At 73.4% G+C, this 21838-nt stretch carries 23 protein-coding genes, 1 tRNA gene and 1 pseudogene; 15 read left to right on the top strand and 10 right to left on the bottom strand.

Annotation, left to right across the window (positions count from 1 at the left end):
- Positions 1–50 precede the first annotated feature (50 nt).
- The 8 genes and pseudogenes from BM028_RS03225 to BM028_RS03195 all read left to right on the top strand — a co-directional run bounded on the left by BM028_RS03225 (position 51) and on the right by BM028_RS03195 (position 5849).
- The gene (locus tag BM028_RS03225) at positions 51–1280 is read left to right on the top strand and encodes a molybdopterin molybdotransferase MoeA (RefSeq protein ID WP_254789370.1); all 1230 of its coding nucleotides are present in this window, start codon (positions 51–53) and stop codon (positions 1278–1280) included.
- Positions 1277–1771, top strand: coding sequence for a cyclic pyranopterin monophosphate synthase MoaC (moaC, locus tag BM028_RS03220; protein WP_092384500.1), 495 nt, complete (start codon positions 1277–1279; stop codon positions 1769–1771). The genes BM028_RS03225 and moaC overlap by 4 nt, the downstream gene beginning before the upstream one ends.
- The gene (locus BM028_RS03215) at positions 1768–2280 is read left to right on the top strand and encodes a molybdopterin-binding protein (protein WP_092384498.1); all 513 of its coding nucleotides are present in this window, start codon (positions 1768–1770) and stop codon (positions 2278–2280) included. The genes moaC and BM028_RS03215 overlap by 4 nt, the downstream gene beginning before the upstream one ends.
- Positions 2277–2720, top strand: a complete 444-nt coding sequence (locus BM028_RS03210) for a molybdenum cofactor biosynthesis protein MoaE (protein ID WP_092384496.1) — start codon at positions 2277–2279, stop codon at positions 2718–2720. Before BM028_RS03215 ends, BM028_RS03210 begins: the two co-directional genes overlap by 4 nt.
- Positions 2721–2754: 34 nt before the next feature.
- Entirely contained in the window at positions 2755–3399 is a 645-nt protein-coding gene (locus BM028_RS03205) for a hypothetical protein (protein WP_092384494.1), read from the top strand.
- Positions 3400–3421: 22 nt separating this feature from the next.
- A complete protein-coding gene (locus tag BM028_RS03200; protein ID WP_070416948.1) occupies positions 3422–3820 on the top strand; it encodes a PLDc N-terminal domain-containing protein in 399 nt (132 codons plus the stop codon).
- Positions 3821–3977: 157 nt separating this feature from the next.
- A pseudogene (locus BM028_RS18915) lies at positions 3978–4446 on the top strand (ATP-binding cassette domain-containing protein); the annotation flags it as partial.
- A 56-nt stretch (positions 4447–4502) separates the two neighbouring features.
- Entirely contained in the window at positions 4503–5849 is a 1347-nt protein-coding gene (locus BM028_RS03195) for an ABC-F family ATP-binding cassette domain-containing protein (protein WP_441294439.1), read from the top strand.
- A 6-nt stretch (positions 5850–5855) separates the two neighbouring features.
- On the opposite strand, the gene BM028_RS03190 is transcribed toward BM028_RS03195, so the two are convergent.
- The 3 genes from BM028_RS03190 to BM028_RS03180 all read right to left on the bottom strand — a co-directional run bounded on the left by BM028_RS03190 (position 5856) and on the right by BM028_RS03180 (position 8250).
- Entirely contained in the window at positions 5856–6296 is a 441-nt protein-coding gene (locus BM028_RS03190; RefSeq protein ID WP_092384490.1) for a VOC family protein, read from the bottom strand.
- Between the two features lie 10 nt (positions 6297–6306).
- A complete protein-coding gene (locus BM028_RS03185) occupies positions 6307–7632 on the bottom strand; it encodes a D-alanyl-D-alanine carboxypeptidase/D-alanyl-D-alanine-endopeptidase (protein WP_254789369.1) in 1326 nt (441 codons plus the stop codon).
- Between the two features lie 123 nt (positions 7633–7755).
- Complete coding sequence (locus BM028_RS03180) at positions 7756–8250, bottom strand: MarR family winged helix-turn-helix transcriptional regulator (RefSeq protein ID WP_070416944.1); 495 nt, start codon at positions 8248–8250, stop codon at positions 7756–7758.
- A gap of 80 nt (positions 8251–8330) precedes the next feature.
- On the opposite strand from BM028_RS03180, the gene BM028_RS03175 reads away from it, so the two are divergent.
- A tRNA-Gln gene (locus BM028_RS03175) sits at positions 8331–8402 on the top strand.
- A gap of 25 nt (positions 8403–8427) precedes the next feature.
- Here the strand turns inward: BM028_RS03175 and BM028_RS03170 are convergent.
- Entirely contained in the window at positions 8428–9879 is a 1452-nt protein-coding gene (locus BM028_RS03170; RefSeq protein ID WP_092384486.1) for an amidohydrolase family protein, read from the bottom strand.
- Positions 9876–10490 (bottom strand): nuclear transport factor 2 family protein, encoded by a 615-nt coding sequence (locus BM028_RS03165; protein ID WP_092384484.1) that lies wholly within the window; start codon positions 10488–10490, stop codon positions 9876–9878. Before BM028_RS03165 ends, BM028_RS03170 begins: the two co-directional genes overlap by 4 nt.
- 101 nt (positions 10491–10591) lie before the next feature.
- Between BM028_RS03165 and BM028_RS03160 the strand changes: the two genes are divergently transcribed.
- The 4 genes from BM028_RS03160 to BM028_RS03145 all read left to right on the top strand — a co-directional run bounded on the left by BM028_RS03160 (position 10592) and on the right by BM028_RS03145 (position 15935).
- Complete coding sequence (locus BM028_RS03160) at positions 10592–11335, top strand: IclR family transcriptional regulator (protein ID WP_092384482.1); 744 nt, start codon at positions 10592–10594, stop codon at positions 11333–11335.
- A gap of 124 nt (positions 11336–11459) precedes the next feature.
- Positions 11460–14183 carry an AAA family ATPase gene (locus BM028_RS03155; RefSeq protein ID WP_092384480.1) on the top strand — a complete coding sequence of 908 codons (2724 nt, stop codon included), beginning with the start codon at positions 11460–11462 and terminating at the stop codon, positions 14181–14183.
- A 138-nt stretch (positions 14184–14321) separates the two neighbouring features.
- Entirely contained in the window at positions 14322–15038 is a 717-nt protein-coding gene (locus BM028_RS03150) for an alpha/beta fold hydrolase (protein ID WP_071295148.1), read from the top strand.
- A 60-nt stretch (positions 15039–15098) separates the two neighbouring features.
- Positions 15099–15935: an alpha/beta fold hydrolase gene (locus BM028_RS03145; protein ID WP_092384478.1), complete on the top strand. Its 837-nt coding sequence runs from the start codon at positions 15099–15101 to the stop codon at positions 15933–15935.
- Between the two features lie 100 nt (positions 15936–16035).
- On the opposite strand, the gene BM028_RS03140 is transcribed toward BM028_RS03145, so the two are convergent.
- From BM028_RS03140 to ppk2, 5 genes are all read right to left on the bottom strand, one after another.
- Positions 16036–16800 carry a carboxymuconolactone decarboxylase family protein gene (locus BM028_RS03140; RefSeq protein WP_092384476.1) on the bottom strand — a complete coding sequence of 255 codons (765 nt, stop codon included), beginning with the start codon at positions 16798–16800 and terminating at the stop codon, positions 16036–16038.
- A gap of 98 nt (positions 16801–16898) precedes the next feature.
- Complete coding sequence (locus BM028_RS03135; RefSeq protein WP_092384474.1) at positions 16899–17522, bottom strand: DUF2238 domain-containing protein; 624 nt, start codon at positions 17520–17522, stop codon at positions 16899–16901.
- Complete coding sequence (locus BM028_RS03130) at positions 17519–18355, bottom strand: endonuclease/exonuclease/phosphatase family protein (protein ID WP_175495972.1); 837 nt, start codon at positions 18353–18355, stop codon at positions 17519–17521. Before BM028_RS03130 ends, BM028_RS03135 begins: the two co-directional genes overlap by 4 nt.
- Complete coding sequence (locus BM028_RS03125; RefSeq protein WP_092384470.1) at positions 18352–19167, bottom strand: glycosyltransferase family 2 protein; 816 nt, start codon at positions 19165–19167, stop codon at positions 18352–18354. Before BM028_RS03125 ends, BM028_RS03130 begins: the two co-directional genes overlap by 4 nt.
- 72 nt (positions 19168–19239) lie before the next feature.
- Positions 19240–20148, bottom strand: a complete 909-nt coding sequence (ppk2, locus tag BM028_RS03120) for a polyphosphate kinase 2 (RefSeq protein WP_070416884.1) — start codon at positions 20146–20148, stop codon at positions 19240–19242.
- A gap of 141 nt (positions 20149–20289) precedes the next feature.
- Between ppk2 and BM028_RS03115 the strand changes: the two genes are divergently transcribed.
- Both BM028_RS03115 and BM028_RS03110 read left to right on the top strand, forming a co-directional pair.
- Entirely contained in the window at positions 20290–20694 is a 405-nt protein-coding gene (locus BM028_RS03115; RefSeq protein WP_070416883.1) for a hypothetical protein, read from the top strand.
- A gap of 156 nt (positions 20695–20850) precedes the next feature.
- Positions 20851–21738 carry a serine hydrolase domain-containing protein gene (locus tag BM028_RS03110; protein WP_092384468.1) on the top strand — a complete coding sequence of 296 codons (888 nt, stop codon included), beginning with the start codon at positions 20851–20853 and terminating at the stop codon, positions 21736–21738.
- Positions 21739–21838: the final 100 nt, after the last annotated feature.

Genomic DNA, 21838 nt, shown 5'->3' with positions numbered 1-21838 from the left:
CCCCGGCCGGACCGGGAGCGGGCACACTTCTCACCTGTTCGGAGGCGCACGTGCGAACGATCGGTCAGCACCGCGACGAGATCGCGGCCCTGGTCGCGCCGGTCCTGTCCGCCAGGCGCTCCGCGGTCCCGGAGGCACGGGACATCGACGACCTCGCCAGCGGTGCCGACGGCGGACGGGGGCACCGCGTGCTCGCACGTGCCGTCGTCGCACCCGTGCCGCTCCCACCGTTCGACAACAGCCAGATGGACGGCTTCGCCGTCCGTGCCGCCGACGCCGGTCGCGTGCTGCGGGTGGTCGCCCCGATCCCGGCGGGGACGATGCCACCGGCGCTGGACCCCGGGACCGCTGCGCCGATCATGACGGGGGCGCGCATCCCGCTCGGCGCCGACGCGGTGTTCCCGGTCGAGGCCACCGACCTCGGGGCGTTCCCCGCGGCGCTGGCCTTGGCCGAGGTCAGGGTGCCGGACGACCTCGCCCCCGGGACCTTCGTCCGGGCGACGGGCACCGACCTGCCGAGCGGGGGCGAGCTGGCTCCTGCCGGTGCTGCCGTGACACCCGCGGTGCTCGGGACGCTCGCCGCGGCCGGGGTCTCGACGGTCGACGTCGTCCGGCAGCTCCGGGTCCTCGTCGTGTCCACCGGCTCCGAACTCCAGGGCGCCGGTGACGCCACGATCGGCGACGCCAACGGGATCGCACTGCGGGCGGCGCTCGCCGAGCTCGGGGTGGCCTCGCGGTCGGTGCGGGTGCCGGACGACGAGACGACGTTCGTCGCGGCCCTCGACGATGCGGTGGGGGACTGGGCCGACCTCGTGCTCACCACGGGTGGCATCAGCGCCGGGGCGTACGAGGTCGTGCGGCAGGCCCTCGAACCGCGGGGTCTCGCCGTCACCCCCGTCGCGATGCAGCCCGGCGGCCCCCAGGCGTTCGGTACCGTCGAACTCGCCGGGCGTCCGGTCCCCGTGGTGTCCTTCCCCGGCAACCCCGTGTCGGCCCTCGTCTCGTTCGAGGTCTTCCTCCGCCCGCTCCTGGCGGCGGACGCCGGGATCCCCGACGACCGCGTCGCCGCGGTGCTGCCCGCTGCGGACACCGCGACCTCGCCCGAGGGCAAGCACCAGGTCCGGCGCGGCCGGGTCGAGGACGGCCGCGTGCACTTCGTCGGGGGCACCAGCTCGCACCTGCTCGCGCACTACGCCACCGCCACGCACCTCGTCCACGTCCCGATCGGCACCGCCACGGTGGCGCCCGGTGACCCGCTGACCGTCTGGAGCCTCCGATGACCGACCCGACTCTGCCTGGCGGCGACGAACTCTCGCACGTCCGCGCCGACGGCACCGCCCACATGGTCGACGTCTCCGAGAAGGACGTCACCGCGCGGTCCGCCACCGCGACCGCGACCCTCGTCACCCGCCCCGACGTCGTCGCCCGCATCCTCGACGGCTCGCTGCCCAAGGGCGAGGTGATCGGCACCGCCCGCATCGCGGCGATCATGGCGGTGAAGAAGACCTCCGACCTCATCCCGCTCTGTCACCCGCTGCCGATCGCCGGGGTCGAGGTCGACATCACCGGCGACGACGACCGCGTCCTCGTCGAGGTGTCCGTGCGGACGACCTCGCGGACCGGCGTCGAGATGGAAGCGCTGACCGGCGCGAGCATCGCGGCCCTGACCGTGTACGACATGGTGAAGGCCGTCGACCGCACGGCCACGATCACGGACGTCCGGGTGCTCGAGAAGCACGGCGGACGCTCGGGGGACTGGAGCAACCGATGACCTCGCAGCCGACCACGGGCCGGGCGGCCGTCGTGGTGGTGTCGACCCAGGCGTCCGTCGACCCCGCGCTCGACCGGACCGGTCCCGTCATCGCAGGCTGGCTCCGCGAGCGAGCCTTCACCGTGGCCGAGCCGGTCATCGTGCCCGACGGCGGCCCGATCGCCGAGACGGTCTCCGCCGAACTCCTGTCGGACGCCCGGGTCGTGATCACCACGGGCGGGACCGGCGTCACCCCGACCGACCGCACGCCCGAGGTGATCGCACCGCTCATCGACCTCGAGCTCCCCGGCATCACCGAGGAGATCCGGCGCCGCGGACTCGCCGGAGCAGGACCGACCGCGCTGCTCAGTCGTGGCATCGCGGGGATCGCCGGGGGCGGCACCCTGATCGTCACGCTCCCCGGGTCCCGCGGTGGTGTCGCCGACGGACTCGCGGTCCTCGAGGGCCTGCTCGACCACGTCCTCGCCCAGGTCTCGGGCGAGGGCCACGCCCCGCGGAGTGCCTCGTGACGGACGCTGCGACGGCCGGCGACCGGGTCGTGGTGGCCGACGTCGTGCACCGCTCGATCACCGTCGACGAGGTCTCGGCCGTCGTCGCCACCGACCAGGACGGCGCCGTCGTCACCTTCGCCGGGGTCGTCCGCGACCACGACGGCGGCAAGGGCGTGACCGCGCTCGAGTACGAACGGCACCCGAGCGCCGGCGAGGTCATCGCCGAGGTGGCCCGGACCATCGCCGACACCCACCCCGAGGTCCGCGTCGCCGTGCTGCACCGCGTGGGCGCGCTCGGCATCGGGGACGTGGCGCTCGCCGCAGCCGTGTCGTCCCCGCACCGGGCCGAGGCGTTCGCTGCCTGCGGTGCGCTCGTCGACCTCGTGAAGGAGCGGGTCCCGATCTGGAAGCACCAGCGGTTCACCGACGGCTCCGACGAGTGGGTCGCCGCCCTCTGACGGATCCTCAGTCGATCTGGTTGCATCGGGGGCGATGACCGACACCGCAGCACGGGCCGCGTCCCGGTGGGCGCTGGCCGAGGAACGCGCACGGCTCGTGCTCGACGCGCGGCCGCCGCGCCGCCTGCCCATCGCCACGCTGACCGTCGCGTTCGCAGCAGCGGTCCTCGCGCTGATCGCCGCTGCACTCGTGTTCGCACCGGACTCAGACGGACGCTGGGTGGCGGCGACCGTCGGGGTCGGCGTCGGCTTCGCGGTCGTCATCCTCGACTCGAGCCGGACGTTCCGATCGAGCCGACACCCCGAGCGACTCCCCGTGACCCGGTCGCTGTCGGGCCGTGAGCGGCATGCCGTCGACCGGGCGGTCCGGGGACGTGTGGACGCTCCCGACGAACGGCTGGACGTGGTGCTCGCGACCGCGGTGCAGTCGAGCAGCGGCCGCGCCCTGCTGTCCACCGGCGGCGGGCTCGTCCTCCTGACCTCGGTCGCGGTCTCGAACATCTTCTTCTGGCCGCTCTACCTCGCCGCCGCGATCGCCGCCGCCGTCGCGGTCGGGTTCGGGTTCCGCGACGTCGTCGTCGCGCGTCGGTACCTCGCCGGCGACCCTGTGGATCCCCGCAGCGGACCGTTGCCGGATCGCAACCGCGGCACGCGTTCGGGGCGTAGCGCCGGTTCCTAGCCGATCCATAGAATCCGAGACCATGAGCGTGCTGTTGTACGGGGCCGGCGTGGTCCTGCTGGTCTTCGCCCTGATCGACATCCTGACGAAGACCGACGACCAGATCCGTGGGCTGCCCAAGTTCGCCTGGGTGCTCCTCGTGGTCCTCGTCCCCGTCGTCGGCAGCATCGTCTGGTTCGCCGTCGGACACGACTGGGCGCCGGGCGAGCGGAACCACGGCCGGTACCTCGAGCCGGCTCGCCACGAAGACCGGTACGCCACGCTCGGCGATGCCCGCAACGCCCACGGCGACAAGCGGGTGAGCGGCACGGAGCAGGAGCTCGCCGAGCTCGAGCGCGAGATCGAGTACTGGGAGGCGCAGGCGCGCCTCAAGCGGGCGAAGGAAGCCGCAGGCGAGGGCGAGCCGACCACCGGGACCTGACCCGCGCCTCCCGACCCGCGCCGCACCCCTGACGGACGCACGGTGCGAGGTCCCGCCCGCCGTGCGATCCGCAGCCCGTCCCACGGAGCGAGGAACCTCGCACGCTGCGGACCGCCTCCCGCACCGACCACCCGGCCACGCCGCCTACCCTTGACGGGTGGCTCATCTCCTCGGCGCCGAGAACCTGCATCTCGAGTTCCCCACCAAGGTCGTCTTCGACAACGTCACCCTCGGCATCGACGAGGGCGACCGCATCGGCGTGGTCGGCCGGAACGGCGACGGCAAATCGACCCTCCTCGCCCTGCTGTCCCAGCGCCTCGAACCGGACGGCGGCCGCGTCACGCACCGCCGCGGCCTGACCGTCGGGTACCTCGACCAGCGCGACATCCTGCCCGCGGGCGAGACCGTCGGCACCGTCGTCGTGGGCGACCTCGCCGAGCACGAGTGGGCCGGCGACCCCAAGATCCGCGACATCATCGGCGGCCTCGTGTCGGACATCCCGTGGGACGTGTCGGTGGACGAGCTGAGCGGTGGCCAGCGCCGCCGTGTCGCCCTCGCGCGCCTGCTCGTCGGCGACTGGGACGTCCTCTTCCTCGACGAGCCCACGAACCACCTCGACGTCGAGGGCATCCAGTGGCTCGCCGAGCACATCAACCGCCGGTGGTCCGCGAACCAGGGCGGAATGGTGGTCGTGACGCACGACCGGTGGTTCCTCGACGCGGTGTCGACCGACACGTGGGAGGTCCACGACGGCGTCGTCGACCCGTTCGAGGGCGGCTACGCGGCGTACATCCTCCAGCGCGTCGAGCGTGACCGGCAGGCCGCCGCGAGCGAGCAGCGCCGGCAGAACCTGGCCCGCAAGGAGCTCGCATGGCTCCGCCGCGGCGCCCCGGCCCGCACGAGCAAGCCGAAGTTCCGCATCGACGCGGCGAACGCCCTCATCGACGACGTGCCGCCGATCCGCGACACGGTCGCCCTCGCGAAGACCGCCACCGCACGCCTCGGCAAGGACGTCGTCGACCTGCTCGACGTCAGCGTCTCGTTCGACGGCACCGAGATCCTCGACCGCATCGAGTGGCGGATCGCGCCGGGGGAGCGCACCGGCATCCTCGGCCCGAACGGTGCCGGCAAGTCGACCCTGCTGAGCCTCGTCTCCGGGCGCCTGCAGCCCACGAGCGGCCGCGTCAAGACCGGCAAGACCGTGCAGGTCGCCGTCCTCGACCAGCAGCTCGCCGACCTCGCGCAGTTCGCCGACGACCGCGTCCGCGAGGTCGTCGCCCGCAAGAAGACGAGCTACGTCGCCGACGGCAAGGAGATGACGCCGTCCCAGCTGCTCGAGCGGCTCGGCTTCACCTCGGCGCAGCTCTCCACGCCGGTGAAGGACCTCAGCGGTGGCCAGAAGCGCCGCCTGCAGCTCATGCTCATCCTGCTCGACGAGCCGAACGTCCTGATCCTCGACGAGCCCACGAACGACCTCGACACCGACATGCTCGCCGCCATGGAGGACCTGCTCGACACCTGGCCCGGCACCCTCCTCGTCGTGAGCCACGACCGGTACCTGCTCGAGCGCGTGACCGACCAGCAGTACGCCGTGCTCGGCGGGCACCTGCGGCACCTGCCGGGCGGCGTCGACGAGTACATGCGGCTCCGTGCGGCCGGCACCGGTGGCGGGACCGCGTCAGCGGCTGCCGCCGCGTCTGCCGGGAGGCCCGACACGGCTGGCGGGACCGGCTCGGCCGGTGCCGTGGCCGGGTCCAGTGCACCGGCCGGTCCCGGCGCGTCGGCCGGGGCCGCCTCGGGCTTGTCGGGCGCGGAGCGTCGGACGGCAGAGAAGGAGCTGTCGGCGCTCGATCGCAAGATCGCGAAGGTCGGTGCCGACCGGAAGCAGCTGCTCGATCAGTTCGCGACGCACGACCAGTCGGACTACGCGGGTCTCGGCGAGCTGCAGGCTCGCCTGGCCGGTCTGGAGGCCGAGGTCGAGCAGCTCGAGGAGCGCTGGCTCGAGGTCGCGGAGCAGCTCGGGGTCTGAGCGGGTCTACTCCGCTGGCTTCGCGTCCTCGGGGGCCACGCCGCCGGGGTTCGCGACGACTTCCCACAGGTGCCCGTCGGGGTCCTGGAAGAAGCCGGACCACATGCCCCACGGCCGCGTGTACGGCGGCGCGAGCATCGTCGCGCCGGCGGCCCGCGCGCGGTCGAGGAACGCCTCGGCGTCGGCCTGGCTGTCCACGAAGTGCCCGATCGTGCTGCTCGGCGCGGTGGCCAGGACGGTCCCGGAGTCCTTCGCCATGTCGTCGCGGCCGTACACGCTGACGATGAGTCCGTCGTCGAGCGTGAACATCGCCGTGGTGCCGCCCGCCTCGGTGTCGGTCGCGGGGTACTCTGTGCCGATCACCCCGCTGCCGTCGATCCCGAGCAGGGCGCGGTAGAACTCCGCCGAGCGTGCGACGTCGGCGACGGCCAGGGTGATCGCGTGCATGGCCCGGAGGCTACCCCCGCAGCGCCGGAGCGTGTCCGCCGCACCGCCACAACGCCGCTGCCAGGGCGTCGATCTCCTTCCGGGCACCGGGGTCGCTCGTGCCCTCGGCGAAGACCGTGAACACGACGCGGTCCCCGCCGACCTCGTCGGTCACCCCGGTCAGGCCGTACATGTCGTCGAGCGTCCCGGTCTTGCCGCGGACGTGCCCGCGGGCGTCTGCTGCGGCACCGGTGAAGCGGCCGTCGTCGCCGAGCGTGCCCGTCCGTCCCGCGACCGCGAGCCCGGCGTCGACCGGACCGAGGCCGTCCTGCTTCGCAGCGACGGCGCGCATCAGCGTGGTGAGCGCCGAGGCGGGTACCCGGTTGTCGGGGCTGAGGCCCGAGCCGTCGACGAGGCGCAGGCCTCCGGTCGGCACCCCGTAGCGCACCAGGGCCTTCGTGCTCCCGGCCTGCACGGCGTCGAAGGAGCGGCCGGCACCCTCGGCGATGGCGACGTGGCGGGCGAGCCCCTCGGCGAGGGTGTCGTCGGAGTCCGTGAGCAGCATCCCGACAAGCTCCGACACCGTCGCCGACCGCACGGTCCCGAGCACCTGCGCGCCGGACGGCGCCGGCACCGAGGTCGTGTCCACCCGGACGTCCGGCCCGAGGAGTGCCGCGAACGCCGTCGCAGCGCGCGCGACCGCCCCGGCGCTCCGCAGTGAGTACGACTCGGTCGGGTCGTCGCGGTCGCCGTCGACCATGAGCGACGTGATGTTCGAGACGCTGCCGCTGGTCCGGGCGCTCTCCGGCCAGCTCGGGTGCCACGCCGGCCCGTCGAACAGGCTGGTGTCGACCTGCACCGAGGTGACCGGCTGGCCCGCACGAGCCTCGAGCACCTGCCGCGCCAGGTCGTCGAGGTGCGGTGCGTGCGGGTAGACGCTGTCCTGACCGGACGGCAGCCGGCTCAGGGTCGGGTCACCGCCGCCGACCAGCACGACCGCGCCCGGATCGGTGCCCGCGACGACCCGGGTCGTGAACCGGTGGTCGGGCCCGAGCGCGGACACCGCCGCGGCTGCCGTCACGACCTTCATCGTGCTGCCGGTCTGCGTCGGCTCGTCACCCCGGTGCGTCAGGACCGTCTTCCCCGTCCGGGCCGATCGCGCGTCGAGGAACAGCGCACCGTGGTGCCAGCGGGCGGCGAGGTCGTCCGCGGTGCAGAGCTCGCCCGCCGCCTTCGCCTGGCGCTGCGCACCGATGGCCGAGGTCGTGGCCGTGATGCCCGCCGCCAGCAGCAGGAGCACCAGCACGAAGAGCAGGGTGGAGCGGCGGCGACGGATGAGGGCGCGGAGTCTGGGCACGTCGATCATCGTGGCCGGAGCCGGCTTCGTCGCACATCGACCCGACGACCGAAGCCCGGCCCGTGGACTCGGCCGAACGGATGAAGCCGCGCGGTGGCCGGATGAAGCCGCTCGGCGGTCGGGTCAGTCGCCGAGCCCGAGGATGAGGCGTCGGAGCAACCCCGACAGCTGGTCCTGCTCGGTGTCGGACACCCCCGCGAGGATGGCCCGCTCGGCGGCGAGCAGGTCCGCGATCGCGGCGTCCACCGCTGCACGCCCGTCGGCGGTCAACGACACGAGGATCCCCCGGCCGTCCTTCGGGTCGGTGCGACGCGCGACGAGCCCGCGGGCAGCCAGCCGGTCCACCCGGTTCGTCATCGTGCCGCTCGACACCAGCGTCTGCTGGAGGAGCGTCTTCGGGCTCAGCTCGTACGGCTCACCCGCCCGCCGCAGTGCCGACAGGACGTCGAACTCCCACGGCTCGACATCGCTCGCGTCGAACGCCGCCCGTCGTGCACGGTCGAGGTGTCGGGCGAGCCGGTCGACGCGGGACAGGACCTCGAGCGGGCCGAAGTCCAGGTCGGCGCGCTCGCGACCCCACGCCGCGACGATGCGGTCGACCTCGTCCTCCTGCGGCATCCCACCATCTTGGCGGAAGCAGGGGCTGCACGGCCAGCCGCCGCGGTCGTGGGAGGATGGACGGGCGCCTCCGTGCGCGTTCCGCCTTGGTGTAATGGCAGCACGACGGCCTTTGGTGCCGTTAGGTCCGGGTTCGAATCCTGGAGGCGGAGCCGGACACCCAGCGGGCAGGATCGCTCAGCGCGCCCCCGGCGCCCCCGCCACCCGCTCGAGGATCCCGTCCAGCGCCGATCGATCCCAGAACGACCCCGCCCGGACCACCCCGTCGATGCGCCCCAGCGCCGTGTGACTCGTCATCGGATCGGCGGCGAGCAGCACCGCATCCGCCCGTGACCCGGGGGCCAGGCGTCCGGTTTCGGTCTCGAGCCCGAGGAACCGCGCCGCGTCGGACGTCGCCGTCCGGAGGATCTGCAGGGGTCCCAGACCGGCGTCGGCGAGGTACCCGAACTCGTCGTGGAGCGCGAAGCCCGGGATCACCCCGGCGGCACCATCGGCATCCGTCCCGGCGAGCATCGGGACGCCCGCGGCGGCCAGGAGCCCGACGAGGCGCAGTTGGGCCGCCCAGTGCGACTCGAGGGCGTCCCGGGTCGCCGTCGGGAGGCGAGCGAACTTCCGGCCGGACCGGTCCCACGAGCGGAGCTCCCCGGGTGCGATGTAGCGGCGACGGTCGTCGTGTCGGTGCTCCGGCGCGTTCGGGAACTGCTGCGTGTGCAGGCGGACCAGGGTCGGGCACTGCCAGGTCTCGTGCTCGACGAAGAGCGCTGCCAACTCCTGGGCGGCCTCCTCGTCGAACGAGTCGTCGGCGAGGGTGAGCGCGCGGGCGGACGAGTCCGAGGTCCTCGTGGCCGGGTTCACCACGATGCCGCGGATCACGCGACCGATGACGCGCTCCATGCCCGGCAGCCTGACCGTGGGGATCTTCGGCGTGCGAGCCGCTCCGACCGCGGATCGCACCTCGGCCTCGCGGGACGACGTCGCGGCGAACACGGTCGCGCCGGGCCCGAGGTGCTCGATCGCTCGCATGCCTCCTCGGGACGCTTCGCGCGGGTCCACGTCGTTCGGGAGGTGCCCTGCGAGCGGGACACCGAGCCGACCTGCCTCAGCGAGTGCTGCGAGGAACGCATCGCGCCCGACGAGGGCCGCCTTGATGAAGTCGGCACCCTGGGCGTGCTGGTCACGGACGGTCGCGACGGCGGCCTCCGCGGTCGACGCGTTCACGGGGGTGAGGAGGTCTCCCGGCGTGGCGAGGAGCGCCGGAGCGCCGAGCGGTGCGGGCAGTGCACCCGCGGCACGGGCTGCCAGCAGGGCGGGCGAGCCGGACATCTGGCGGAACCCGACCACCCCGTTCGCGAGCATCAGTGCGTAGGCGCCGTCGACGTCGTCCGGGGAGTTGAGCGGGTGGGCGTGCATGTCCGCGAAGCCCGGCACCAGGAACCGGCCGCGTCCGTCGACGACCTGCTGGCCCGCGGCCGTCCCGGTCTGCGACGTGGCGGACACCGACGCGATGGTCGCGCCGGTGAACCGCACGTCCTGCCCGGCCGTGGCGGTCCCGTCGAGCGGGTCGACGACGGTGACGTCGCGGATGACGACGTCGTGGTCGGCGGTGGGTGCGGTGACGTAGCGGCTCATGCGCGGTCTCCGTCCCGGCCGTCGCGATCGTGGCCGTCGAGCCAGTCCTGTTCGGCGGCTTCCACCGCCTCGACGGACCCGGGCCGGTCCGTGCCGGGCAGGTCGTCGGCGATGCGGTGGCCGGTCGCCCCGAGGACCGTCGCGAGCCATCGGTACGACGGCCGACGGTCGTCGACCGCGACGGAGGACAGGTCCGGCACGGTGCCGGGAACGGTCGGTGTCACCGTGTCGGATTCGTAGACGCACGTCATCGCGGCCAGCCGCCAGCCGGTGCCGGTCCGGCGTGCGCGGTACAGCAGCCGGACGCGGGAGGCCAGGTCGACCTCGGCGCCGCCCAGTCCGGCGCGGACCTCGATGACCGCCGGTGCGGCGACGATCGCGCGGTCACCGAGGAGGTCGACGACCGGCGGGCTCATCCGGTGTGTGGCGGCCGTCCCACCGGCGGCCATCGCGATCGACCCCGCGACGAAGTCCCGCGCGCTGCCGTCGAACCAGCTGATGCGCACGCGGCCGTCCGGCTCCCACGCGTCACGCATGCGGTCCCACAGCCCGCGGTCCCGCCCCTGGCGTTCGCGCAGCACGAGCTGACTGATGTCGGTGACGTCGTCCACGATCTGCTCCTTCGTCCGGGGGCCGAGCGTAGGACGGCGCGAGAGCGGTTCGGTGTGGGTTTCCACTCAGCGGAAGACGGCGTCGGCGGTAGGGTGCAGCGGTGGGCGACACTCGCACGGGGACGGTCGGTCGGGCCTTCGCGATCCTGGGGTGCTTCGACGACCGCCACCCGACGCTGACGCTGAGCGAACTCGCGCGTCGCTGTGGCCTGCCCGTCAACTCGACGCTGCGGATCGCGCGGAGCCTGGTCGCCGAGGGCGCCCTCGAACGCCGGGCCGACGGCCGGTTCACGATCGGGCTGCGCCTGTACGAACTGTCGTCGCTCGCCCCGCGAGGCGTGGGGCTCCGCCAGGCCTCCCTGCCGTACCTCCAGGACCTGCACGACCTGACGGGACAGCACGCCATGCTCAGCGTCCGTGAGGGGGACGAGGCGGTCCTCGTCGAGCGCGTCTCGCCCAAGCGCGGGACCCGGAGCGTCGACTACCGGGTCGGTGGCCGGATGCCCCTCGCGGCGACCGGCGGCGGACTCGTCCTGCTCGCGTTCGCGCCCGACGAGGTCCAGGAGCGTGCGATCACGACGTTCGACGTGCGGACCTCGGTCGACGAGGTGACGTCGGCGGTCGAGCTCCGCCGGTACCTGTCGGCCGTCCGTCGGACGGGTGCCGCCGTCGGCTCGCAGCGGTCCCCGCGTGCCCTCGTCGCGGCGGGGGCGCCGATCCGGGACGCCTCGGGCGTCGTCGCGGCCCTCTCGATCGTGATGCCGACCGGGCACGCCGAGCCGAGCACCGTCGTGCCCGCGTTGCACGCGTGCGCACGGGCGATCACGCGCGACGCGACGCGCTGACCCGCTCGCGCCGTGCCGTGGTCCGGCACCGCGTCGGACGGGAGGCGCGGTGCCGGCCCGCACCGCGCCTCCCGTCCGATGCCGGGCCCTTCGCCGGCGGCCCCACCGCTGCCATACTGGCGACATGACGATGGCGCAGCCCGTCATCGGGCGCGAGCGGGAGGGCTCCGCCCTGCGGGACGCCCTCCGCGACGTCCACGACGGCGGCTCCGCGTTCGTCATCGACGGTGAGGCCGGGATCGGCAAGTCGACGCTGGTCGCCGATCTGGTCCGCCACGCGACCGACCTCGGCGTCCGACGGCTCTCGACCGCGGGGACCCTCGCCGAGTCGGCCGAGCCCTACGCCGCGCTCCACCTGCTCCTGTACCCGTTGCGCAGCGGGATCGCCGACCTGCCCGCACCGCAGCGTCGTGCGCTCGAGGTCGCGTTCGGTCTCGCGACGGGGATCCAGCCGTCGCCGCTGCTCGCCGGGCTGGCGGCGCTGACACTGGTCTCCGACGCCGCCTCGGACGGCCCGGTCCTGGTCGTCGCCGAGGACCTGCACTGGATGGACGCCGCGTCCGAGTGGGCGATCCGGATGATGGCCCGGCGGGTCGACCAGGACCCGATCGTCATGGTGATCACGACCCGGAACACCGAGACCGCGGACGACCCCGCGGTCCGGCGCCTCCACCTGACGCCGCTCGACGAGTCGGACGCCGGCCGCCTGCTCGACGCCGTCCCCGGGGCGCCGATGGGCCAAGCGCGACGTGACCTGGTGCTCCGCGCCGAGGGGAACCCGCTCGCGCTGCACGAACTCAGCCGCACGACACCGGGGGACCGGACCCGCGACCGTCCCGTGGTGGGCCGGGTGGAGCAGGAGTTCGCCGCGCGGTACGCGGAGCTAGACCACCCCGTCCGGCTGGCCATCCTCGCCGTCGCCCTGTCCGGTGGTACCGGCGCCGAGGAAGCCGCGCGGGTGGCCGCCCGGACGCTCGGGAGGTTCCCGCCGCCGACGTGGACGGAGCAGGCCTCGGCGTCGTCGCTGCTCGAGTGGGTGGCGCCCCGCGCGATCCGGTTCCGGCACCCGCTCGTGCAGTCGGCGGTCCTCACCGCCGCGTCGCCGACGGAGCGCACCGCGGTCCTGCGTTCCCTGGTCCTCGAGCACGACCACGACCCCGCGCGCACGGTCTGGTGGCGGGCCGAGCTGGCGACCGGCCACGACGACGACCTCGCGGACGAGATCGCCGCGATCGGCGACGAGCGATCGGCGATGTCCGACCCGTTCGTCGCGAGCCGGGCGTACGAGCGCTCGGCCGAGCTGACCTCGGACGTCGCCCGACGCGTCGGCCGGCGGATCCTCGCGGCGGAGCACGCCGGGCTGTCCGGACGGCTCGCGGACGCCTCGCTCCTGGTGCAGCGAGCGTGCGACGAGGCGCCCGACCGGCTCCTCGCAGCACGCGCGGCCTTCGTCGCCGAGACCCTGCCCACCGGTCGGACCGGGCTCGCGGTGGGCGACCTCGGGCCGGCCCTGCACGCCGTCTCCGAGATGCAGCAGGGCGGCGGGGTCGACCACGCCACCGCGGCGCTGCTGCACCTCGCCGCGATCGCCTGGGACCACACCGCCGAACCGGACCCGGGCGACCCGATGCTCGTCGTGGTCGAGGCGCTCGCCCTGCCGGACGACGACCCCCGGTCGATCCTGCTCGCGGCCCGGACCGAGCCGGTGGTGCGTGGCGACCGTGTGCTGGAACGCGCGCTCGCCGCCGCACCGACCGCCGAGGACGAGGGCTCCGCCTGGTACCTCGGGTACGCGCTCAACCTCGTCGGGGAGATCGAGACGGCACGCGTCCTCCTCGACCGTGCCGTCCGGAGCATGCGGGCGCGTGGTGACCTGCGCACCTTTCCGCAGGCGCTCATGGGGACCTCGATGACCACGTTCCTCGGTGGGGACCTCGCGCGGGCGCGGGTCCTCGCCGAGGAGGCCTCCTCGCTCGGACGGGACCTCGGTGACGACGGGTTCACCGCCGCGACCCGGTGCGCGCTCGCGTGGTTCGATGCCCTCGACGGCAAGCAGCCGGACCCCGAACGGATCGCGGGCGGAACGGCTGCCGGGGCGCAGGTGCTCCGGTCGAGTGCGATGCGCGCGACCCTGCTCGGCGCCGCGGGGGCGGCGTCCCTGGTGTCCGGTCGCGCGGCCGAGGCACTCGAATCCGTCCGGGCACTGGCCGATCCGGACCACGACGCGTTCAACCCGACGTTCGCCGTCATCACCTCGCACGACTTCGTCGACGCCGCGCTGGAGTCGGGCAACCGGGCCGACGCCGAGCAGCGGGCGGCGGACCTCAAGCGGCTCCACGCCCGCTGGCACGCGCCGATCGTCCGCGCCGCCCTCGACCACGCGCGGCTCGCACTCGTCCCCGACGCCGACCTCGAACCGGCGTGGGCGTCCGTGCAGCACGAACGGTGGCCGGTGCCGTACGTGCAGGCCCGTGCACTGCTCCGCCTCGGAGGCCGCCTGCGCCGGGCGGGTCGGCGGGACACCGCCCGTGCCGCCCTGCACGCCGCCCTCGAGCTGTTCGAGTCGATGCCCGCGCCGGCGTGGGCGGACCGGACCCGTGACGCCATCCGGGCGACCGGGCAGCGGGTGGCGGCGGCGGGGCACGGCGGCGTCGAACTGCTCACGCCGCAGGAGCTCCGGGTCTGCACGCTCGCGGCACGAGGACTGAGCAACCGGGCGATCGGCGAGCACCTGTTCGTCTCCCCGCGGACGGTGGGGGCCCACCTGTACGCGGCGTTCCAGAAGCTCGGGATCTCGGCCCGGCAGGAGCTCGCCGCGGCCCTGGCGGCCGGTTCGTCCGGCGACTAGGTCATCCGGCAACGCATCTCGGTCACCGTGACCGATGTGCAGCTCCACCGCGCGCCCCTAGCGTCGTCAGCGCCACCAGGCACCGCCCTCGACGAAGCAGGTCCGCGCCTCCCGCTGCGGACCCGGAAGGACCGCACCATGCCCGGATCACCCACCATCGTCCTCGTCCACGGAGCGTTCGCCGACGCCTCCAGCTGGGCCCCGGTGACGAGGCTCCTCCTGGACCAGGGTCACCACGTCCTCGTCCCGCCCGTCTTCAACCGCAGCCTCTCCGGCGACGCGGCCTACATCCGGTCCTTCGTCGAGCAGATCGACGGACCGGTCCTGCTCGCCGGGCACTCGTACGGCGGCGCGATCCTCACCGTGGCCGGTGTCGCCGAGAACGTCGTCGGCCTCGTCTTCGTCGCCGCGTACGCGCTCGAGGAGGGCGAGAGCCTCGGTGCCCTGCAGGGCGGCTTCCCGGACAGCGACCTCGCCGCGAACCTCGTGTACGCGCCCTACCCCGTGGACGGCGGCGAGCCCGGCACGGACGTCTCCGTCGCCGTCGACGCCTTCCCCGCCGTCTTCGCGGACGGGCTCGCACTGGCCGAGGCGCAGGTGCTCGCGGTGTCGCAACGTCCGCTCTCCGCCGTCGCGTTCGGCGAGCCGGCATCGGCGGCCGCGTGGAAGACCAAGCCGTCCTGGGGCATCGTCTCCAGCGCCGACCACACCATCAACCCCGACGTCGAGCGCTTCGGGTACCAGCGCGCCGGCGTCCGCGAGGTCGTCGAGATCGACGCCCCCCACCTCGTGATGCAGACCCACCCCGCCGAGGTCGCCGCGGTCATCACCACCGCCCTCGCCGCGGTCAGCTGACCCCGGCCCCTCGACCGACCGACCGACCGAGAACCACCGAACAAGCACAGGGAGACCACCATGGGATACGTGACCACCGACGACGGTGCAGAGATCTACTTCAAGGACTGGGGGAGCCACGACGCGCAGCCGATCGTGTTCCACCACGGCTGGCCGCTGTCCTCGGACGACTGGGATGCGCAGATGCTGTACTTCCTGGCCGAGGGCTACCGCGTCATCGCCAGCGACCGCCGCGGCCACGGACGTTCGTCGCAGATCGGCACCGGCCACGACATGGACCACTACGCGAGCGACGTCTCCGCCGTGGTCGAACACCTCGACCTGCACGACGCGATCCACATCGGCCACTCGACCGGTGGCGGCCAGGTCGCCCGGTACGTCGCCCAGTACGGCCAGCCGCAGGGCCGGGTCGCCAAGGCCGTCCTCGTCGCGGCGGTGCCGCCGCTCATGGTCACGACCGAGGCGAACCCCGACGGCACCGACATCTCGGTCTTCGACGGGTTCCGCGAGGCGCTCGCCGCCAACCGTGCCGAGTTCTTCCAGGCCGTCGCCTCCGGCCCGTTCTACGGCTTCAACCGTGACGGTGCGACGCCGTCGGAGCCGGTCATCGCGAACTGGTGGCGTCAGGGCATGACGGGCAGCGCCCTCGCGCACCTCGAGGGCATCAAGGCGTTCTCGGAGACCGACCAGACGGAGGACCTCAAGGCCATCACCGTTCCGGTCCTCGTCCTGCAGGGCGACGACGACCAGGTCGTGCCGTACCGGGACGCGTCGCTGAAGCAGGCGGAGCTCCTCGCCGACGCCACGCTCAAGATCTACGAGGGGTACCCGCACGGCATGCTGACGACCCACGCCGACGTCGTCAACCCGGACATCCTCGCGTTCCTCCGGAGCTGAGAGCACTGACGCTGCGGACGCAGCGTCGACGGACTGGAGGCGCGGTGCGGGTGAGCTGATCGGCTCACCCGCACCGCGCCTCCAGTTCGTCACCAGTCCGTCACCGGTCCGTCGCGGGCGCCGCGTCGTCGACGACCGCGAGGCCGTTGAGGGTGCGGGGGTACCCGATGAACGGCACCAGGACGGTGAGCACGTCGAGCAGGTCCCGGCGGTGGTTGCCGACGGCGAGGTTGCTGGCAACGTGCCCGCGGACCTGCGCGTCGGCGCCCCCGAGGGCGACGAGCATCGCGAAGGTGACGAGCTCGCGGGTCCGGAGGTCCAGCCCGTCGCGCGCCACCGTGTCGCCGAAGCAGTTGCCGGAGAGGAACCGCTGGAAGTGCACCGTGTCGGGCGACGCGGCGTCGTACATGTGGTCGACCCGGTCGGCGCCGACGATCCGTCCCTGCACCTCGCGCCCGCGGGCCAGTCGCGTGTCGGGGTCGGTCGTGCGCTGATCAGGCAGGGGGAGCGCGACGCCGCGGGCGACGAGTGCATCGTCGGTGATCGTGAGGAAGTCGACGGTGCGGGCGAAGCCGACGTAGGCGACGGCCTGGTACACGACCTCCTTCGCCTCGACGGGGGTGACCTCGTTGGCGAGCGCGGCTCCGAGGAGGACGGCGAACTCGGTGTGCGCACCGACGGCGATCGTCGCGCCGAGCTGGACGAGGAGTCGGTCGTGCCGGGTGATCGCGACGTCGCGCAGGGTCTCGTCGAGGGCGAAGTCGGCGAAGGACGCCGCGAACCCCGGGTCGGTCTCGGCGAGGGTCGAGGTGTGGTCCGGGAAGAGCTGGGCGTGCTCGCGCTGGGCTGCTGGGTTCGCTGGCATGCCCTCGACGCTAGGACCGGCGTCGCCTCCGTGGGAGGGGACGCTGGGACACCCTCCGGCAGGGCACCCCTCCGCGCGCGGGAGCGGTCCGGATGGGCTCAGGACGACGGTCCGGCGACGACCCGGCGGTCCCGCACGGCCCACGGCAGCAGGAGCCCGGCGAGCACCCCGCCCCCGAGGTCGGCGGCCAGGTCCCCGATGGTGTCCTCGTACCCGACGTAGATGGTCGGGTCGAGGAAGGTGTGCCCGAGGAACTCGAACATCTCCCAGACGGATCCGATCGCCAGCGACAGCACACCGGCGACGACGACCGCCTGGACCCGACCGACCCGGTCGCGCGTGCGCAGCACCCCGGTGTCGCTCGCGATCACCCAGAGCACCGCGGTCAACGCGGCGAGCAGCACGAAGTGCACGACCTTGTCCCACAGGAACACCGAGGTGTACCAGCCGAGGACGCTGCTCCACCCGGCGACGAGGGCCAGCGCGCACACGGCGGTGTCGACGGCGGGTCGGAGTCCGAGCACGCGAGGGACGACGACCCCGAGCAGTGCGAGCAGGAGCACGGCGAACGCGATCCAGCCCCACCCGATCGTGGCGACCGGGAGGCTCAGCAGCGTCACCGCACGGACGGCGTCGGCGACGACCTCGGCGCCGCCGGGTCGGCGGAGGAACGTCGCACCGAGCCGGTCGATCACGCGGTGGTCCGCGGTGGTCGTGGTCACGCTGCCTCCCACCGGAGCACGGCATGCACGGGGGCGTGGTCGGACGGCCAGACCCCGCTCGGTCGGCGCGTCGACACGGCCGCCGCCGACACGGAGGCACGCACCCCGTCGGCGCCGCGGGCCAGGATCCAGTCGATCCGGCGTCCGTCCTGCCGGGGAGCGCGGTACCCCAGGTGCGTGCCCCACTGCTCGGACGCGTGCGAGGCCGCCGCCGTCCAGGTGTCCGCGAACCCCGCGTCGGTGAGGACCCGGTGCGGAGCACTGTCGGCGGGGGCGTTCGCGTCGCCGAGCACGACGACCGGGAGCCCGGCGTCGTCCGCCCATCGGACGAGGAGCTCCGCCGACCGCCGACGTGCCAGGGGCGATGCGACGTCGAGGTGCACGGACACGGCGAGGAAGCGCGTGCCGGTGACGCGGTCCTCGAGCCGGAGGCCGACGGCGATCCTGGGGAACAGTGTGCCCCACGACCGGCTCCCGATCCGCTCCGGCCGGCGGGACAGCGCCCGGACGTGCTCGCCGGTGATCCGCAGACGGTCGGTGTCGACCAGCATCCCGACGCGCTCCCCGTCGCCACGGCGCCCGCGACCCCGGAGCACCGCGGTCCACCGGGGCTGCAACCGTTCCGTGAGCCAGCGCTCCTGGTCGGGCAGGACCTCCTGCAGGGCGGCGAGGTGCGGGGACTCGGACCCGAGCAGCTCGAGCACGGCACCGCGGCGGTGCGTCCAGGCATCGGGGTGGTCGGTCCGACGGTGCGGGACGCGTCGGCGGACGTTGAGGGACAGGACGTGCAGGTCCGGGGCGGACCGCGGCCCGACGAGCGGGGAGTCGCTCACGACGCCGGCACCTCCTCGAGCGGTTCCACGACGTCCGGCCCGAGGGTGCGCTCGACCACGGCACCGGGCACGGCACGGGGCGTCGCCCAGCAGCGCCGCACGGCCCGGACGACCGGCAGGATCCGGAACCCGCCGAGCGCCAGTGTCCGGAGCGCCTTCCGCGTGCGCACGACGAGGCCCGGCAGGTCGCGGACGGGCTCGCCCGACACGGACATCACGAGGGAACGGTCGAGGACCACCGGCCACGCGGGATCGAGCTGCACGGACAGGTCGACGTCGTCGTGGACGTCGGCGTCGTACCGGTGCACGCGGGACCGGACGGCCTCCCAGGCGCGGCGCCGGATGACCAGGTTCGAACCGAACAACGGCGGCCGCCACAGTGCCGCCGTCATCAGGGCGAAGTAGGCGCGCATGTACGCCACGTGCCAGAACGCCCGCTCCAGACGACCGAGCCCGCGGAACTCGCCCGGCCCGGTCACCGCCACGACGCGGTCGTCGTCGAAGTGCCGGAGCGCTCGCTCGAGCCAGTCCGGACCCGGGCAGGAGTCCGAGTCCAGCCGGGCGATCAGGGTGCCCGTCGCCGCGTCGTAGCCCCGGGACGCCGCCGCGGCGATCGCCCGGACGGGTTCGTGCAGCACGCGGGCGCCGGCCTGGGAGGCGACGGCCGCGCTGTCGTCCGAGCTGCCGTTGTCGACGACGACCACCTCGTCGGGCAGCCGCGTCTGGCGAGCCAACGCCGCGAGGCACCGGCGGAGCTGGTCCGCGTCGTCGAGGACCGGCACGACGACGGTGACGGTGTCGGGGCGGCGCATGCGACCACCCAACCAGGCAGTGCTCCGACCGCGCCCAGCGCTGCGGGCCGGCACCGCGCCTCCTGGTCGCCCCTACTCCACGTCGACGTCCCGCTTCCCGCGCCGGACGATGAGCGGATCGGGCCGGCCGATCACGTCCACCGCCTTGTCCGGGTAGTCGAACTGCGTCAGGAAGTACCGCATCGCGTTGAGGCGGGCGCGCTTCTTGTCGTTCGACCGGACGATCGTCCACGGTGCGTACCGCTTGCTCGTCCGGGCGAACATGGCGGTCTTCGCCTCGGTGTACTCGTCCCACCGGTCGAGCGAGAGCAGGTCGATGTCGGACAGCTTCCAGCGCCGCACGGGGTCGAGCTGCCGGATCGCGAACCGGGTGCGCTGCTCGCGGCGGGTGACCGAGAACCAGAACTTCGTGAGGTGGATGCCGGAGTCGACGAGCATCCGCTCGAACTGCGGCACCTGCGTCATGAAGGACTCGTACTCGTCGTCGGAGCAGAACCCCATCACCCGCTCGACACCGGCGCGGTTGTACCAGGAGCGGTCGAACAGGACCATCTCGCCCGCCGACGGCAGGTACTGCACGTAGCGCTGGAAGTACCACTCGCCGCGCTCGCGTTCGCTCGGCTTGCTCAGCGCGACGACGCGGGAGGTCCGGGGGTTGAGGTGCTCCGTGAACCGCTTGATGGTGCCGCCCTTGCCCGCGGCGTCGCGACCCTCGAAGAGGACGACGGCCTTCTGCCCGGTGTCCTCGAGCCAGTACTGGCACTTCAGCAGCTCGATCTGCAGGTGGTACTTCTGGTACTCGTACTCCTCGCGGCCGAGGCGCTCGTCGTAGGGGTAGTCGTCGCGCCAGGTCAGGACCGGGTTGCCGTACGGGTCGATGAGGTCCGGGTCGGCGGTGTGCCCGTCGGCGACGCTGTAGCCCTCGGTCCGGAGCTGCTCGATGTACTCCCGGATGGGCTGCGAGTACTGGGCCTTGTCCACGGGTCCTCCTCGTCGGTGTGCTGCACCCCCATCCTGGCGTGCGCTTCCCGGCCGCGTCCGCAGGGACACCGGACAAACTTCCGTCAGAGCTGTACGTTCACAGTGAGGTCGCTGGACGCGATCGCGGCAGAAGGAGCAAGCATGTCAGGAACAACCCGGTCGGGACGTCCGACCACCGTCACCGTCTCGTTCATCATCTGGCTGATCGTGGTCCTCGCGAACATCATCAGCGGCATCGTCGTGCTCGTCGCGGGCGGCGGTGGCGCGGCCGCAGCGAACGCCGTCGGGACCGGGCCGGTGGTCGCTGGCGCGATCATCAGCTTCATCATCGCCATCGTCGAGCTCATCATCGTCTTCAAGATGCGCGACGGCCGCAACTGGGCGCGCATCGTCCTGCTCGTGCTCGCGATCCTGCAGGTCCTCAACGTCGGTGTCGGCGCGGCGTCCGGTTCGAACGCCTTCGGCTGGATCGGTGGCATCGCAGTCATCGTCGCGACCATCCTCATGTTCGTCGGTGGCGCGAACGGCTACTTCCGCCGTCGCTGACGACCGAGTGCGGGTCGCGACGCGACCCGATGACGGACGGGAGGCGCGGTGCCGGCTGGCACCGCGCCTCCCGTCCGTCTGCGGTCCGGTCCGTTCGCGGTGGCGTCCGTCCGCTGTGGCGTCCGTTCGCGGTCGCGTCCGCGAGAGGATGGCCGGGTGCGCACCGCGACCGACCTCCTCGACGCCCTCGTCCGTCACGTCGACGACACCGGCTTCGCCGCCCACGGCCTCCACGTCCTCGTCGGGGACGACGCCGCCGAGCACCACTGGACGCCCGACGTCCGGCGCGAGGTCCACTCCGTCGCCAAGGGGATCGCGGTCCTCGCCACCGGGATCGCCGCCGACGACGGACTCGTCGACGTGGACGTCCCGGTGTCGACCCTCCTGCCCGCCGTCCGCTTCGGGGCGGGCACGGACGCAGTCACGCTCCGGCACCTGCTCACCATGACGAGCGGTGTCGACATGCCGTGGTCCGAGACGGAGCTCACCGACTGGCCGGACCTCGCGGCCGAGTTCCTCGGTCGCCCCTCGCGCGGCCGGGTGTTCCAGTACGCGAACGCGAGCACGTACACGGCGATGCGGGTCCTCGAGACCCGGGTCGGCGACGTGGGCGCGTTCGTCGCCCGGCGGTTGTTCGACCCGCTCGGCATCGAGGACGTGCCGTGGGCACGCTGCCCGAACGGGTACGTCGCCGGCGGCGAGGGCCTGGCGCTGCGCACCGGCGAACTCGCACGGATCGGCCGACTGGTGCGCGACCGCGGAGAGTCCGCGGGGCGACGCATCGTGGGCGCACGCTGGTGCGACGCGATGCACACCGACTGGGTCGAGCGCGACGGCACGGGCCCCGGCTACGAGCGGTACGCGATGGCGGGGTGGGGCGGCCCCGGCCGACTCTGGCGGCTGCACGGCGCGTACGGGCAGATGCTGCTCTTCGACGGCGACACGGTCGTCACCGTGACGGCGGACGACCACTTCGGAGCGGACGCCTTCGCGGCGGTCGTCGCGACGGAGCTGGAGTCGGAGGAACGGGCCGACCGGGCCTGAACGCCGCAGGCCGAGGGGCGAGGGCCGCGGGTCGCGGGCCGAGGGCCGGGCGTCAGTGGCGCCGTCGGCTCGAGATCAGTCCGCCGAAGACCAGCACCAC

The sequence above is a fragment of the Curtobacterium sp. YR515 genome, assembly GCF_900113095.1.
GTDB lineage: Bacteria > Actinomycetota > Actinomycetes > Actinomycetales > Microbacteriaceae > Curtobacterium.
This window is presented reverse-complemented; position numbering and strand designations above follow the sequence as displayed.

What these genes read in the sequence shown, in the direction of transcription:
- BM028_RS03115 (WP_070416883.1), top strand. Translation starts at nt 20,290, where the DNA reads ATGTCAGGAACAACCCGGTCGGGACGTCCGACCACCGTCACCGTCTCG.
- BM028_RS03195 (WP_441294439.1), top strand. Translation starts at nt 4,503, where the DNA reads ATGGTGGTCGTGACGCACGACCGGTGGTTCCTCGACGCGGTGTCGACC.
- BM028_RS03145 (WP_092384478.1), top strand. Translation starts at nt 15,099, where the DNA reads ATGGGATACGTGACCACCGACGACGGTGCAGAGATCTACTTCAAGGAC.
- BM028_RS03215 (WP_092384498.1), top strand. Translation starts at nt 1,768, where the DNA reads ATGACCTCGCAGCCGACCACGGGCCGGGCGGCCGTCGTGGTGGTGTCG.
- moaC (WP_092384500.1), top strand. Translation starts at nt 1,277, where the DNA reads ATGACCGACCCGACTCTGCCTGGCGGCGACGAACTCTCGCACGTCCGC.
- BM028_RS03180 (WP_070416944.1), bottom strand. Translation starts at nt 8,250, where the DNA reads ATGCCGCAGGAGGACGAGGTCGACCGCATCGTCGCGGCGTGGGGTCGC.
- BM028_RS03125 (WP_092384470.1), bottom strand. Translation starts at nt 19,167, where the DNA reads ATGCGCCGCCCCGACACCGTCACCGTCGTCGTGCCGGTCCTCGACGAC.
- BM028_RS03140 (WP_092384476.1), bottom strand. Translation starts at nt 16,800, where the DNA reads ATGCCAGCGAACCCAGCAGCCCAGCGCGAGCACGCCCAGCTCTTCCCG.
- BM028_RS03150 (WP_071295148.1), top strand. Translation starts at nt 14,322, where the DNA reads ATGCCCGGATCACCCACCATCGTCCTCGTCCACGGAGCGTTCGCCGAC.
- BM028_RS03200 (WP_070416948.1), top strand. Translation starts at nt 3,422, where the DNA reads ATGAGCGTGCTGTTGTACGGGGCCGGCGTGGTCCTGCTGGTCTTCGCC.
- BM028_RS03205 (WP_092384494.1), top strand. Translation starts at nt 2,755, where the DNA reads ATGACCGACACCGCAGCACGGGCCGCGTCCCGGTGGGCGCTGGCCGAG.
- BM028_RS03170 (WP_092384486.1), bottom strand. Translation starts at nt 9,879, where the DNA reads ATGAGCCGCTACGTCACCGCACCCACCGCCGACCACGACGTCGTCATC.
- BM028_RS03155 (WP_092384480.1), top strand. Translation starts at nt 11,460, where the DNA reads ATGACGATGGCGCAGCCCGTCATCGGGCGCGAGCGGGAGGGCTCCGCC.
- BM028_RS03190 (WP_092384490.1), bottom strand. Translation starts at nt 6,296, where the DNA reads ATGCACGCGATCACCCTGGCCGTCGCCGACGTCGCACGCTCGGCGGAG.